The organism is Paenibacillus sp. YN15 (genome assembly GCF_003285005.1).
Lineage (GTDB): Bacteria > Bacillota > Bacilli > Paenibacillales > NBRC-103111 > Paenibacillus_AR.
In genome coordinates this window covers 112,719-126,809 of record NZ_QMFA01000004.1, presented here as the reverse complement: position 1 = coordinate 126,809, position 14,091 = coordinate 112,719, and the positions used below count along the sequence as shown (strand labels likewise).

The 14,091-nt window shown below is 55.1% G+C and carries 9 protein-coding genes; 6 read left to right on the top strand and 3 right to left on the bottom strand.

Going from position 1 to position 14,091, the window contains the following annotated elements; all coding sequences use genetic code 11:
* Nucleotides 1-20: 20 nt before the first annotated feature.
* The 6 genes from DQG13_RS05190 to DQG13_RS05165 all read left to right on the top strand — a co-directional run bounded on the left by DQG13_RS05190 (nucleotide 21) and on the right by DQG13_RS05165 (nucleotide 10,086).
* Nucleotides 21-974 carry an ABC transporter permease gene (locus tag DQG13_RS05190; protein ID WP_113018824.1) on the top strand — a complete coding sequence of 318 codons (954 nt, stop codon included), beginning with the start codon at nucleotides 21-23 and terminating at the stop codon, nucleotides 972-974.
* Nucleotides 975-986: 12 nt separating this feature from the next.
* Nucleotides 987-1,862, top strand: coding sequence for a carbohydrate ABC transporter permease (locus tag DQG13_RS05185; protein WP_113018684.1), 876 nt, complete (start codon nucleotides 987-989; stop codon nucleotides 1,860-1,862).
* A 215-nt stretch (nucleotides 1,863-2,077) separates the two neighbouring features.
* Nucleotides 2,078-3,628 carry an extracellular solute-binding protein gene (locus DQG13_RS05180; protein WP_113018683.1) on the top strand — a complete coding sequence of 517 codons (1,551 nt, stop codon included), beginning with the start codon at nucleotides 2,078-2,080 and terminating at the stop codon, nucleotides 3,626-3,628.
* Between the two features lie 151 nt (nucleotides 3,629-3,779).
* The gene (locus tag DQG13_RS05175) at nucleotides 3,780-5,621 is read left to right on the top strand and encodes a sensor histidine kinase (protein ID WP_113018682.1); all 1,842 of its coding nucleotides are present in this window, start codon (nucleotides 3,780-3,782) and stop codon (nucleotides 5,619-5,621) included.
* On the top strand, nucleotides 5,618-7,234 hold the full coding sequence (locus DQG13_RS05170; protein WP_181592586.1) for a response regulator: 1,617 nt from the start codon (nucleotides 5,618-5,620) through the stop codon (nucleotides 7,232-7,234). Before DQG13_RS05175 ends, DQG13_RS05170 begins: the two co-directional genes overlap by 4 nt.
* A gap of 62 nt (nucleotides 7,235-7,296) precedes the next feature.
* Nucleotides 7,297-10,086, top strand: coding sequence for a glycoside hydrolase family 3 protein (locus DQG13_RS05165; protein ID WP_113018680.1), 2,790 nt, complete (start codon nucleotides 7,297-7,299; stop codon nucleotides 10,084-10,086).
* Between the two features lie 288 nt (nucleotides 10,087-10,374).
* Here DQG13_RS05165 and DQG13_RS05160 read toward each other — a convergent pair whose 3' ends face one another.
* The 3 genes from DQG13_RS05160 to DQG13_RS05150 form a co-directional block, all read right to left on the bottom strand.
* Nucleotides 10,375-11,244: a DUF421 domain-containing protein gene (locus DQG13_RS05160; RefSeq protein WP_113018679.1), complete on the bottom strand. Its 870-nt coding sequence runs from the start codon at nucleotides 11,242-11,244 to the stop codon at nucleotides 10,375-10,377.
* 194 nt (nucleotides 11,245-11,438) lie between these two features.
* The gene (locus DQG13_RS05155) at nucleotides 11,439-12,596 is read right to left on the bottom strand and encodes an iron-containing alcohol dehydrogenase (RefSeq protein WP_397333938.1); all 1,158 of its coding nucleotides are present in this window, start codon (nucleotides 12,594-12,596) and stop codon (nucleotides 11,439-11,441) included.
* 171 nt (nucleotides 12,597-12,767) lie between these two features.
* Nucleotides 12,768-14,057, bottom strand: a complete 1,290-nt coding sequence (locus DQG13_RS05150; protein ID WP_113018677.1) for a class II aldolase/adducin family protein — start codon at nucleotides 14,055-14,057, stop codon at nucleotides 12,768-12,770.
* Nucleotides 14,058-14,091 lie beyond the last annotated feature (34 nt).

The window sequence follows — 14,091 nt, the reverse complement described above, 5'->3', positions numbered from 1 at the left end:
AGGAGAGAACATCCATGCTGATGGAGGAAGCGGCGCCCGCCAAAAAAGCGATAGCGCCCACGCGCAGAAAGTCCGGATGGGGCTTGTCCATCAGGAAGCATTGGGATCTATATTTGATTATGGTGCCGGGCATCCTGTACTTTATCATTTACAAATATTTGCCGATGGCCGGCATCGTTATTGCCTTCCAGGATTATGGAGTGTTCAGCGGAATCAGGGGAAGCGAGTGGGTGGGGTTGGCCCACTTCAAGGCCATGTTCACGGATTCCGAGTTTTATGAGATATTCAGGAATACGTTAGTCATCAGCCTCTACAAGCTTATCTGGGGGTTTCCGGGACCGATCATCCTGGCGATCATGCTGAATGAAATTAAGAATATGTTCTTCAAGCGATCTGTTCAGACCTTGATTTACCTGCCCCACTTCCTGTCCTGGGTCATCATCGGCGGCGTATTGGTCAATCTGCTGTCGCCGACTACCGGCATGGTCAATGAACTGCTTCAATGGCTGGGCTTCAAGCCAATTTTCTTTCTGGCCGATCCCAACTGGTTCAGAAGCATACTGGTGATCAGTGACCTGTGGAAGGAAGTCGGGTGGGGCGCAATCATCTATCTGGCTGCCATTGCGGGAATCGATCCCCAGCTTTATGAGGCGGCAATTATGGACGGAGCGGGCAAGTGGAAGCAAATCACCCATATCACCCTTCCATCTCTGTTAAGCACTATCGTGATCATGCTGCTGCTGCGGCTTGGCAGCATTCTGGATGTGGGCTTTGAGCAGATCTTCGTGCTTTACAGTCCGTTGGTGTACGATGTAGCGGACGTTATTCAGACTTATGTATACCGGATGGGCATTACCCAGGCCGAGTTCAGCTTTACAACGGCAGTAGGACTCTTCGAGTCCGTAATTGGCTTGATCCTGGTTGTTTCCGCCAATAAAGCCGTCAAGAAAATCGGACAAGAAGGAATCTGGTAAGGGGGAGTCGACATGAAATTAACCTTGGGAGAACGCATAGGCTCCTCCATCAATTCAATCTTTCTGGGGCTGTTTGCCATTGCGGCCATGCTGCCGTTCATCCACGTGGCGGCACAATCTCTGAGCAGTCACCATGCTATCGTGTCCGGCATGGTTACCCTGTGGCCGGTAGAGTTCTCGTTTGATGCTTATAGGGAAGTATTGAACGAAAATGCTTTTTGGAGAGCCTTCCAAATCAGCGTTCTGCGAACAGTGGCCGGTACGGGAGTAAGCATCCTGCTCATTTGTCTGTTAGCATACCCGTTATCCAGGTCTTATATCAAAGGACGGTCCGCCATCCTGTTTTTGATTGTTTTCACTATGTTGTTCCAGGGAGGAATGATTCCCAAGTATCTGGTGGTAAAGGCAACCGGGCTCCTGGATACCTTCTGGGCTTATATCATTCCCAATGCCATTGGCGCTTTCAGTGTGATTATCCTGAAGAACTTCTTCCAGAGTGTTCCCCAGGAGCTGGAGGAATCGGCCCGGATTGACGGGGCCAGCAATGTGGGAATTCTGTTCCGCATCATGATCCCCCTGTCCATGCCGGCTATCGCTACCCTCTGCCTGTGGTCCGCCGTAGGAAACTGGAACGCGTTCTTCGATGCCGTGCTGTATGTGACCAACCGTCATCTGCATCCGCTGCAGGTATACCTGCGGGAGCTGATTATGTTCAACCAATCCAACATGAATACCAACGGGCCCAGCAGCCTGGACAACTCCCTGCTGGCGCTGGAATCGCTGAAGGCGGCGGCGCTTATGGCCAGCACCATTCCGATTCTGATCCTGTATCCGTTCCTGCAGAAGCATTTTGTCAAAGGCATCATGATCGGCTCAGTCAAGGGGTAATTTCTTTTCTCATCCCCAGACGATATAATTGGCTAGGTGTGTCTGATAACTCCGAGGGGAGCAGATTTTGCAGAATTTTCGTTCCAGGCAAGGCACTTTCGTGAAGGCGTACCGGGGGTACGTCAAGCGGAAGTAACGAAGCATGGGGCGAAAAGGCGGTGAAAGCTGCCCTCAAGCGGGTTGTCAGACACGCCCTAAGAGAGGGGTACTCGCAAATGAATAACAAAGTAAAAGGATTTGTATCGGCCTCCCTGCTGCTGGCGCTTGCCACCAGCACAGCATGCTCTTCCGGTGGCGGCAGCTCAAACTCATCGGCTTCTCCTTCGCCGGGCGGCTCCGCGGCTCCCCAGACAAGCGCAGCGCCTGCGCTTGAGAAGAAATCCATTTCCATTGTCCTGAATAATGTGGGGCGGAAATTCCCAGATGGGCTGAATGAGAACAATAATCCGTATCTCGACTACATTCGCAAGGGCGCGAATCTGGATATCAAGGTAACCTATCCTCCGGCAGACGGTTATGTGGATGCCTTGAATGTCATTATGTCCTCCGGCAACCTGCCGGACATGATCTCCACCTGGAGCGCCGATTGGGTGGAAAACTACGTCCGCCAAAAAGCGCTTCAGCCCTTGGACGATGTATTGAAGAAGTATGGCCAGGACCTTCTGAAGAACATTCCGGAGGAGGCTTGGAAGTCTGTTACCTTTAACGGCAAAATCTATGCCATTCCCGGCATGAACTCGGTTTTCGGCGACGAGATTTTCTATATCCGCAAGGATTGGCTGGATAATTTGGGGCTGCAGCCTCCCCAGACCCTGGATGAATACAAAGCGGTTATGAAAGCCTTCGCCACCCAGGACCCGGACAAAAACGGCAAAAACGACACCTTTGGCTTCAGCATGCTGGAGAAGCTGGGCAGAACGGCGCCCATCTTCGGAGCATTCGGCGTCCAGAAGGGGATTTGGATGGAGCAGAACGGGAAGCTAGTCAGTACGGTCACCCTCCCGGAGACCAAGGCGGCGTTGGCTTTTATGGCCGATCTGCATAAGGAGGGCTTGATCGATCCCGAATGGCCGCTTAACAAGGCGGCGACCTTGAACGAGAAGATAGCCAGCGGCAAGGTAGGCTTTTTCGTAGGCCAATGGCACGAGACCAGAAGCTCCATTGCCAGCAGCAAGAAGAACGATCCCAAGGCAAACTGGATTGCGCTGGGCTTCCCGACCGGCAAGGACGGCAAGAAGGGAACGGTAGGCTACCAGCTCGTCAGCTCGTATAATGTGGTGCCGGTGACAAGCAAGAACCCGGACGCTGTAGTCCGCATGATTGATTATATCATGGGAGACGGATACAAGACGCTTCTGCTGGGCTTTGAGAATGAGGTGTGGAAGAACGAGAACGGCAAGATTGTGACCAATAATGAAGAGCACACCAAGCATATTTACCGCCAGACCTTGAGCGAATATTTCCGCCCGTATAAGAATACCGCTGACCGGGAGCGGCTGGACTCCCTTGGATTGGAGTATAATTTGAATGCGACTGTGGATATGATCAATGCCAACGCCATGCCGAGCAAATTCACGGGAACTCCCACTCCTTCCATGGGCAAGAACAACAGTGCGCTGGCCAAGCTGGAGGAAGAATATTTTGTCAAAATCGTGGTGGGTCAGCTGCCTATTGATGCTTACGATACCTATGTGAGCGAGTGGAAGAAAAAGGGCGGGGACGAGATCACCAAGGAAGTCAATGAGTGGTACGCCAACAATAAATAAATGGTTGTAGCCAGGAAATAAATGATTGTAGCCAGGTTGCCGGAATGGCGCTCTCACGAGCGCCATTTCGACGCATTTTTAGTCCCAATCGGAAAGCCCGCTTCCCGATTGGAGGAGAAGCCGTGCAATCAGCGAGATTGGGGGAAATGGCATGAGGTGGCTGACCGGGTTCAGGGAAAAGTACAAACGTTCGATTCAGGTAAGATTGATGTGTTATTTTATCCTGACCCTGATTCCCTTCATTGCATTTAGCTTATTCGCCAATTTCCGCTCGCGCCTTATTCTGGAGCAGGAGCTGGGGGAGCGGACCATGAGCGCCATGAGCTCGGCTTTGGAATATGTGGATCTGACTCTGGGCAGCTTCCGGGATTTATCCACCATGATCTCCACGGATGTCAATCTCACCTCCCGGCTGAACGAGACGGAGGACGTGCTTGCCCCCTCTGCGGTAATTGACTTCGCCCGGATTCTGGACCAACTGACCAATATTACCGCTGTCAACCAGTCCCTTACGGACACGATGATCTTTCACAGCAAATCCGGGCTGATGATTTCAGGCCGCAAGGGCGCGGTGCACCGGGATAATTTCCGGGAGGAGGCTTGGTTTCAGGAGGCGGTAAAAGCCAACGGTGGGATTGTCTTATATTTGCCCGACCGGGATTTGCAGGACCTAAGCGGCTCGCCTGATCCCATTTATGACCAAAGCCAGATTCTCCTGGTGCGGCTGATGGACCTGTACAACCGCAACCAGAGCCCGAGCCCGAATGTGCTGCTCATGTCTCTTCGCAAGGACAAGCTGCTGCTCTATCTGGACCATCTGATTCCGAGCCGCTCGTCGCGCATGTATCTATTGGACAATACAGGCCGGCTGGTAGCCTCCAACGCAGGCGCGGATCAGCCGGTGCCCCGGTGGGACGATCCGGACGAGAATCATGTGGTCCGGGAAGCGCCGGATTCCTCCGGCAAGATGCTGATGCTGCGGGTAGTGTCTCCCCGCTCCGGGTGGTCCCTCCTGATGATGCAGCCGGAGGAGGAGATTTATAAGAAATCGAAGCCGCTGCAAATCTTCACCTACTGCATCATTGCCATCAGCTTTCTGGTGGCGCTGTGGATTTCCTGGGTCATATACAGCGGGATTGCGGCGCCGGTTTCCGCTCTCGTTCACGGCATGAAGCAGCTGCGGATCGGCAAGCTGGATGTCCAACTGGAGAACAAGCGGGAGGATGAACTGGGCTATCTGACCCAGGCGTTCAACCAGACAGTGGAGCAGCAGCGGCATCTGATTAAGGATATCTACGAGCAGCAGCTGCGCTTGACGAAGACGGAGCTTAAATTTCTTCAGGCCCAGATCAATCCCCATTTTTTGTACAATACCTTGGACTCCATCTACTGGTCGGCCAAACAATACGATGCTGATGACATCGGGGAGATGGTGTTGAACCTGTCCCGGTTTTTCCGGCTCAGTCTCTCCAAAGGACAGGAGGCTTTCACCGTGGAGGAGACGGCCACCCATCTGCAGTACTATATCCGGGTGCAGCAGATCCGGTTCAACGGACAGTTTACGGTGGAATACAAGATTGCTGAGGAATGCCGGAACCTGTATGTGCTGAAGCTGATTCTGCAGCCTCTGGTGGAGAATGCCATCCTGCATGGGCTGGAGAAAAAAACAGCCCGCGGAGAACTGGTCATCAGCGCCGAAATGAGAGGGGACCGGTTGATCCTGCGGGTATCCGACAACGGCAAAGGCGTTGCCGCCCCGCGGCTGCTCCAGCTTAGGAATGCGTTGGACCGGGTCTCGGGGAATGATTCCTATTCATCGGCGGAACGGTCCGGGCAATTTTTCGGCTTGCTGAATGTGAAGGCCAGAATCAAAATTTATTATGGGGATTCCGCAGAGCTCTATTTTGACAGCAGGGAAGGCGAAGGCACCACGGTGTCCGTCGATTTGCCCGTACAGCGCTGCAGAAGTCAATGGGAGGGGGAGAATTCATGAATCTGATGATCGTGGAGGATGAGATTCGCATCCGCAACGGCCTGGCCAACGGCATTGCCTGGGAGAGCCATGGCATCGAAGTGGTGGGGCTTGCCGCTGACGGCAAGGAAGCTCTGGCCATGATGGAGCAGCGCAAGCCGGATATTCTGCTCCTGGACATTGAGATGCCGGAGATGAACGGGCTGGCTTTGGCCGAGACGGTGCTTCAGCAGGAGCCCCAGATGAAAATTGTGATTCTAAGCGGCCATAATGATTTCCACTATGCCCAACGGGCCATTGAGCTTGGCGTGATGAAATATTTGCTGAAGCCGGCGGGAGACCAGGAAATTATAGCTGCTGTGACGGAAGCCGCCCGGCAAATCCGCCAGTCGCTGATGGAAAAGCATAATGTGGAGGAGCTGAAACGGCTGTGGCAAAGCCGCCTTCCCCAGCTTCAGAACGATTTCCTCCGCAACTGGATTATGAACCGGTATGCGGAGTGGGAGTGGCGCAAGCAGGCGATGGAGCTGAATGTGGGCATAACCGGGTATACCCGGTTTCTGGTATGCGTATGCGAGATCGATCCGTTGGGCGAGGATGAAACCAGGTTCACGGCGGCGGATTCGTCCCTGCTGCAATTTTCCCTGGAATGCATCGCCAAGGAATTTGTGGACCCCACGGTCTGCCAGGCCTTCAATGATGCCAATGGATCGACGGTGCTGCTGTTTTTTGCCCAGGAGGGGGAGCCGGACAGCGAGTTGACCAAGCGGGCTAATACGGTGGTGTCCCGGCTGCTGCAGGTGGTGGAGGAATGCCTGAAGCTGACCGCATCCGCCGGTCTCGGTACGGTATTCGGTCCTTCCGAGGTGGTTCACTCCTACCGTCAAGCCCGCCGGGCCCTTCAGGAGCGGACGGTTTACGGCCATGCCATCGCCATCCCGTATCTGGAGGTCAAGAAGGAAGAGGGAACTCTTGAATTCAACCCAAACTTTGAGCGACAGCTGGAAATTGCCATCCAGACGGATGAGGTGGATCAGGCCAACGGACTGATCGAGGAGTATCTGCAGCATGCCTTCAGCCATGCCTCCGCCGAGCTGGTCCACGAATATGTATTGTATTTAAGTGGGGTTTTTACTAGGTTCATCCAATCAAGAGGGTTTTCGATGAAAAAAGTGCTGCAAGCAGACTACCCTATTTTTCGCTCGTTGGACAGCTTGACCACCAAGGACCAAATCATGGAGTGGGCCAAACGGGTTGTCGGCGAAGTGTGGTATTATATGGATAGCGAACGGCGTCAATGCAGCCACCAAATGGTCAAGAAGATTCTGGAATCGGTGGAAAAGCATCTGGCCGAGGATTTAAGTCTGCATTCTTTTTCGGAGCGGCTGTTTGTGAATCCGTCCTATCTGAGCCGGCTGTTCAAAAAAGAGACGGGAGAGTCCTTCTCCAACTATGTGCTGACCAGACGGATGGAGCTGGCCAAGGAATTGCTGACGGCGGGGGCCAAGGTTTATGACGCGGCCAATGCCGTAGGCTATCAGGACGTGAGCTATTTCGCCAAGGTATTCCGCAAATATTTCGGCGTGGCGCCAAGCGATTTGAGGCCGGTTCCGCAAAACAATTCGCAGAAATAATTGGGAGGCTTCACGGAGCGCGCCCATTATGAAAAACATAGTGAGACACAGGAGGGAACATGTTGAGCACATCACAGTTTGGCATCCCGTTGGTTGGGTTTGCCGAGTTCAGCAGGAAGGTTGCGGCGGAAGGAGCCGTACTGTTAAAGAATGAGGGACAAGTCCTGCCCTTGTTAAAAGGAGACCGGATTTCCGTTTTCGGGCGGATTCAGATCAATTATTACCGCAGCGGCACAGGCTCCGGCGGCAGCGTGAATGTGGCGTATACCACCAATCTGCTGGGCGGGCTGCGCGGGAAGAAGGACATTCTGCTGAATGAAGAATTGGCCGCTTTGTACGAAAAATGGGTGGAGCAAAACCCGTTTGACAACGGAGGGGGCGGCTGGGCGGCCGAACCGTGGCATCAGAAGGAAATGCCCTTGACCGGGGAATTGGTGGCGAAAGCCCGGCAGAAATCGGATAAAGCCATTGTGGTGATCGGGCGGACGGCAGGCGAAGACCAGGACAATGCGGATCAGCCGGGCAGCTATCAGCTGACGGCAGAAGAGAAGGACATGCTGCGGCTTGTAGCCTCCGAATTTGAACAGACCATTGTTGTGCTGAATGTGTCCAATATTATCGATATGAGCTGGATGGCTGATGAGGCTTATGTTCATCCGATTCCATGCGTCATCTATGCCTGGCAGGGCGGGATGGAAGGCGGCAACGCCATCGCCGATGTGCTGGTTGGGGATGCTGCACCCAGCGGCAAGCTGACGGACACGATTGCGCACTCTATTCACGATTATCCGTCCACCCGCAATCACGGCAATGAATGGAATAATATTTATCAGGAAGATGTGTATGTGGGCTACCGCTATTTTGAGACATTCTGCCCGGAAAAGGTGCTGTATGAGTTTGGCTGCGGCTTGTCCTATACCGAGTTTAGGCTGGAGCCAAGCGAAGCCGAGATTGTGGTCGGCGGCGGGGAAACCCTGCTCCAAGTAGATGTGACGGTAACGAATGCGGGAGCGGTTTATTCCGGCAAGGAAACGGTCCAGCTCTATTATGAAGCTCCCCAGGGCAAGCTGGGTCGTCCCGCCAAGGTATTGGCCGCTTTCAAGAAAACGGGCTTGCTTCAACCGGGAGAGTCGGAGCGGCTGACCATCAGCTTTTCCGTAAAAGATATGGCTGCTTATGACGATGGCGGTGTGACCGGTCATAAGTCCGCTTACGTGTTGGAAGAGGGCGTATACCGGCTGTACGCAGGCGTCAGCGTCAAGAAGCTGGTTCATGTAAGTGTGGAAGGTCAGGAAGGATACCGGGTGGAAACGCTGCAAGTGATCCGGCAGCTGGAGGAAGCGCTGGCGCCTGTGGAAGCGTTCACCCGGATGAAGCCGGGCCAACGGCGGCCGGATGGCAGCTATGAGCTGGTCTATGAACCGGCTCCGGTGCGTCAAATATCGCTGGAAGCCCGGATTGCCGGCAATCTGCCGGCCAGTCTGGAGCAGACGGGGGATCAGGGCTATAAATTGCGTGATGTGCATGAGGGGCGGGTCAGCCTGGAGGCGTTTATCGCCCAGCTGTCCGACTCCGATCTGGCGGCCCTGGTCCGCGGGGAAGGCATGTGCAGCCCGCTGGTTACGCCGGGAACCGCCTCCGCCTTCGGCGGTGTGACGGATGGTTTGCTCCATTACGGCATCCCGGTTGCCAGCACCTCCGACGGTCCTTCGGGCATTCGGATGGACAGCGGCCATAAGGCCACCCAGGTGCCAATCGGCACGCTGCTTGCCTCCACCTGGGACCCGGAGCTGGTGGAAGAGCTGTATGTGATGGAAGGACAGGAGCTGCGGAGCAATCAGATCGATACGCTGCTGGGTCCTGGACTTAACATCCGCCGCAATCCGCTGAACGGCCGGAACTTTGAATATTTCTCCGAGGACCCGCTGATTACGGGGCGGTTCGCGGTTGCTTGCGTCCGGGGCATCAAGCAGGGCGGTTCGGACGCCACGCTGAAGCACTTCGCCTGCAACAGCCAGGAGAAGTACCGGCAGACGGTAAATGCGGTTGTGTCGGAGCGGGCCCTGCGGGAGATTTATTTGAAGGGCTTCGAGATGGCGGTGAAGGATGCGGGGGCGTCATCCGTTATGACGGCCTATAACCCGGTCAATGGCTATTGGTCGGCCTCCAATTATGATCTGAATACTACAGTGCTGCGCGGGGAATGGGGATTTGAGGGCATCGTCATGACCGACTGGTGGGCCAGAATGAACGATCCGATTCACGCAGGCGCCGGCGGCAGGAGCAACACAGGCGCCATGGTCCGGGCCCAGAACGATCTGTATATGGTCGTCGACAATTACGGGGCGGCCATCAACTCCAGTGACGATAACACGCTGGAATCCCTGGAGAACGGGAAACTGACCCGCGGCGAGCTGCAGCGCAGTGCCATGAACATCTGCAGTTACCTGCTGAAGGCTCCTGTATTTGCCCGCGGGCAGCTTGTAATGGAGACGGAGATAACGGCTTTTGCGGCCGACGAGTCCCTTGACTCCCGGCAAGCGCAGGAGTTGGAGGAAGACGGGCAGGTCCGGCCGCTGGCGGATGGCTCCGTTTGCATCAAATCCAGCCGGGGCGGCGCTTTCTGGATCACCGTGCAGCTGATGTCGCCGGACAACAGCCTGGCCCAAAGCGCTTGCAACGTAACGCTGAACGGACAGCAGATGGCCACGGTCCAAACCAACGGAACGGACGGCAAATGGATCAGGCGGAGACTGGGCAAGATCGAGCTGGCCGCCGGGCTGTACCTATTGAAGCTGGAGTTTACCAAACCGGGCTTGGTCATCGACTGGATCGAGTTCTCCAGATCATAAGCTTGCCCTAAGCAAGCTGCAATCTCTCCCGGAAAAGGGCTGTCTTGAAAGCTTCAAAATGGGAGAAGCTCTAACGAATCTGTGCATCTCTATTTGACCATAGGTGAGCATGTTTGAAATCTAACGAATCGTAGGATCGCTATTTGTCCGAAATTTGCGCCGAAAGGCGTTCAAACCGGCAAATAACGCGCTATAGATTCGTTAGATTTTTTACCATGCCCGTTTTCGCGAAATAGCGTGAGGTAGATTCGTTAGCCAGATTTCTGCTTGTCCTCAGACGGCGATTCATTAAGAGTCTGTGTGAGCCAGCTTGCCCTGCAGCTCCCGGAACAGCTTGTCCAGCGCCGCGGAGGCGTCCTGCAGCGCCTGTTTGGCGGCAGGTTCTGTTTCCGTTACCCCGGCCAGGGCCAGCTTGGTTTCGCATTCCTTCAGGGCAGACAATAGGCCGGCGTTCTTCTGCTGCTTCGGTTGTTTGTGCCGGTCATCATAAAAGTCCGCATACAGCTCTCCGCTGCCGTCAATTTGGCCCAGAAAAACATCGGGAACTGCAGCTTTGACCTCAGCCAGCTTTTTGTCCAGCCAATGCTGGTCCCGGCCGGATTTCCGCAGCGCTTCCTCCATAATCTGACCGTCCATAATCACGGTTTGCGGCTCCTTCTCCGGCTGCACGGGAATGCCCAGATCCTTGGGCGTCAACGGCTGGTTTTCCCGCTTCAGGAGCACATTGATGTCCCCGCTGGGCTCCATGATGGCAAACTCCACATCTGCCAGACGGAAGGCGGATTTTTTGCGGAGCTGCTCCATCAGCTCGTCGGTGGTCAGCCGCTCCTTTTTCAGATTTTTCTCCAGCACCTTGCCGTGTTCAATCAGCACGGAGCCTTTGCTGTCGATAAAATCCCGCATCTTTTTGCTCTTGATCTGCACGAATTCAATGCCATACGAGCAAGCCACCCACACTGTCAGGGAGACCAGCCCCAACCCCCATTCCGTCTCCGCATCCAGAGAAACATAGGCGGCAATACTGCCGATGGTGATACCGGTGATATATTCAAACAAGGACAGCTGGGATACCTGCCGTTTGCCCAGCAGCTTGGTCATTAGAAACAAAATGATTACAGCCAGCACGGTTCTCCAGGCAATTTCAAACCATTGGGGCATGGAGGCCACTCTCCTTACTATAAGATCTTTCCCCAACTACCAGTATGCGGTCCATAACCGGGAAATATGCAGAGAGGCGCGCGGGGACTCCACGCACCAGCATAACGGAAACAAAAAATCCCTGCCGCGGGCTGCGTGAACAGCTGCGGCAGGGATTGTCACGCCGGGAGAAGCATCTCCCGGGATAAGAAGGCTTAACCGTTATACGCCTTCAGGTACAGGGCGACCATGTCTTCGGCTGTAACCGGCTTCGGATTGCCTCCGGTACATACGTCGCGCATGGCTTGGTCAGCCAGCTTGGCGGCATCGTCCGGGTTGAAGGAGGTTTCCTTCAGGGACGGAATGCCTACAGCCTTGGACAGCTTGCGGACAGCGGCCAGCGCCAGTTGGGCGGCTTCCAGGTCACTTGCGGCCTTGGAGGTGTCTTCGCCCATCGCTTCGGCGATTTCGGCGAACTTCTTGGGCGCGGAATCCAGGTTGAATTCCATGATGTACGGCAGCAGAATGGCATTGGCTACGCCGTGGGGCAGGTCATACTCGGAGCCCAGCTGGTGAGCCATGCTGTGCACAATGCCCAGACCGCAGTTGGAGAAGGACAGGCCTGCGGTAAAGGAGCCCCATGCCATTTCCGAGCGGGCTTCCACATCTGCGCCGTTGTTAACGGCTTTCTCCAGGGAGTTGGCGATGAACTTGATGGCTTGCAGGGCGATGGCGTCGGACAGCGGGAAAGCGCCTGCAGTCACATACGCCTCGATGGCGTGAGTCAGCGCGTCCATACCGGTAGCGGCAGTCAAACCCTTGGGCTTTTTCACCATCAGCTCGGGATCGTTTACAGCAACGGTTGCCAGAGAGTTGGGGTCTACCATCACCATCTTGATTTTGCGGTGCTCGTCGGTAATGACGTAGTTTACGGTTACTTCGGAGGCGGTGCCGGCAGTGGTGTTGATGGCGATGATGGGAGCGGACTTGTTCTTGGACTTGCCGATGCCTTCATAGTCCACAATGTTGCCGCCGTTGGTGGACAGGATGCCGATGGCCTTGGCTGCGTCCTGCGGGGAGCCGCCGCCCAGGGAGATGATGAAGTCGCAGCCGGCTTCCTTGTACAGAGCCAGACCGTCGTTTACGTTTTGGGTAGTCGGGTTGGGCTTTACATCGTCATAGACCACATAGGCGATGCCGCTGGCATCCAGCACATCAGTTACTTGTTTTACAACGCTGATTTGGTTCAAGACTTTATCGGTGACGAACAAGGCCTTGGTTTTGCCCAGGTTGATCACTTCTTGTCCGATTTCCTTCACGCAGCCGGGTCCAATCAGGTTAATGGCGGGCCAATACAGTCTCCGAACAGCCAACATAGAGATCATCCTCCATAGATTAAGTGTTTTAGTGTTTGCGAAAAAAATCACATGCCACTGCAAAAATAATGCTATCTTCACGCGCCGGCCATGCCCGAAAGCGGACAGACGGAATTTCTCCGCTCCGCGGGCATGGAGGCACGGCAGATACTGAATAGTCAGCGCAAATTACAGCAGGTTGAAGGCTACTTCCAGGTCATAGACTTGCTTCTCGTCGATGTGGACGATATCGCCCAGCACACCGGCGGAGATGATGGCTTGGGCGCTGAACTCGCACACTTCCAAACGGTCGAATGCATTCAACAGGGAATTGCCGGTAGCGATGATGCAGTCGTTTTCGCAGATGACAATCGGCTTGTCCTTGGTGAATACTTCTGCGGTTTTCTTGGGCGTGAGGAATGCGGCGCCGAAGGGAAGCCGGGGAGTTCTGCGCAAGAGAATATAGCTCTCCGGAATGGTCCGGGAATCGAAGCCGGCATTGGTGACGGCAAAGGCCATGCTGTACGGCGGGTGGGCGATGATCACCGATTGCACATGAGGCTGGGCCTGGTAGATTTCCTGGTGCAGAGCCACCGCGCGGCTGGGAATCTTGCCTGCTTCCTTGGCGCCGTCCTTGACCAGCACCAGATCGCTGGGCTCCAGATACTTGCGGTCCAGTCCGAAGGGAGTGATGACGAAGGAGCCGTCGGACAGACGCTGGGAGAAGGACCCTTGGCCGCTGGTAAACAGACGCTGGTCATAAGAGCGCTGAATCAGGCGGCACATTTCGCGGCGGGCTTCCCGCTCCTCGGAGCTGAAGCGCTCCGGGGTGAAGTCGGCCATTTCCAGCGGCTTGCGGCTTTTGGCCTGCTCCAACTGTCCGTCGGTGAGGGACACCGGGCTGCCGATGCGGCGGGCGTTGATTTCGATGCGGGCCATGAATTCAAGAGTTTCAAAGGACTTGAAGGCGTCGAACAGGTTTTTGCCGCCGACCACAACGCCATGGTTTTCCAGCATGACGGAGTCATAGCCTTGCGCAAACACAGCGGCCACCTTGTCAGCCAGCTCGGAGCTTCCCGGCAGGCCGTACTCGGCGATTCTGACTTCGCCCACCAAAGCATGGTCGAAGGGAAGCAGATGCATGTCGGGCGCCTTGCGCACGATGCTGAAGGCAACCAGTGCGGGAGGATGGGCATGAACGATTGCCTTCAAGTCGGGACGGGTGCGGAAAACCATTTGGTGGAAAGGGAACTCGCTGGAGGGCTTGTGCTTGCCGACTACAGTGCCGTCAGCCTTCACGCAGACGATGTCGCCCCGGTTCAGGTTTCCTTTATCGATGCTCGCAGGGGTAATCCAGATGTCCCCGTTGTCGTCGAGGATGGACAGATTGCCGCCTGACGTGGTGGTCATGCCGTAGCCGTAAATACGTTGGATCATCATGATAATCTGGTCGGCCGGATGCAAATATTCGAATTGCATAAAACAGGTTCCTCCTTGAAAATCCGTAGTGTGG

Coding starts and splice junctions, on each gene's coding strand:
- DQG13_RS05175 (WP_113018682.1), top strand. CDS start 3,780: ATGAGGTGGCTGACCGGGTTCAGGGAAAAGTACAAACGTTCGATTCAG.
- DQG13_RS05190 (WP_113018824.1), top strand. CDS start 21: ATGGAGGAAGCGGCGCCCGCCAAAAAAGCGATAGCGCCCACGCGCAGA.
- DQG13_RS05150 (WP_113018677.1), bottom strand. CDS start 14,057: ATGCAATTCGAATATTTGCATCCGGCCGACCAGATTATCATGATGATC.
- DQG13_RS05160 (WP_113018679.1), bottom strand. CDS start 11,244: ATGCCCCAATGGTTTGAAATTGCCTGGAGAACCGTGCTGGCTGTAATC.
- DQG13_RS05170 (WP_181592586.1), top strand. CDS start 5,618: ATGAATCTGATGATCGTGGAGGATGAGATTCGCATCCGCAACGGCCTG.
- DQG13_RS05180 (WP_113018683.1), top strand. CDS start 2,078: ATGAATAACAAAGTAAAAGGATTTGTATCGGCCTCCCTGCTGCTGGCG.
- DQG13_RS05185 (WP_113018684.1), top strand. CDS start 987: ATGAAATTAACCTTGGGAGAACGCATAGGCTCCTCCATCAATTCAATC.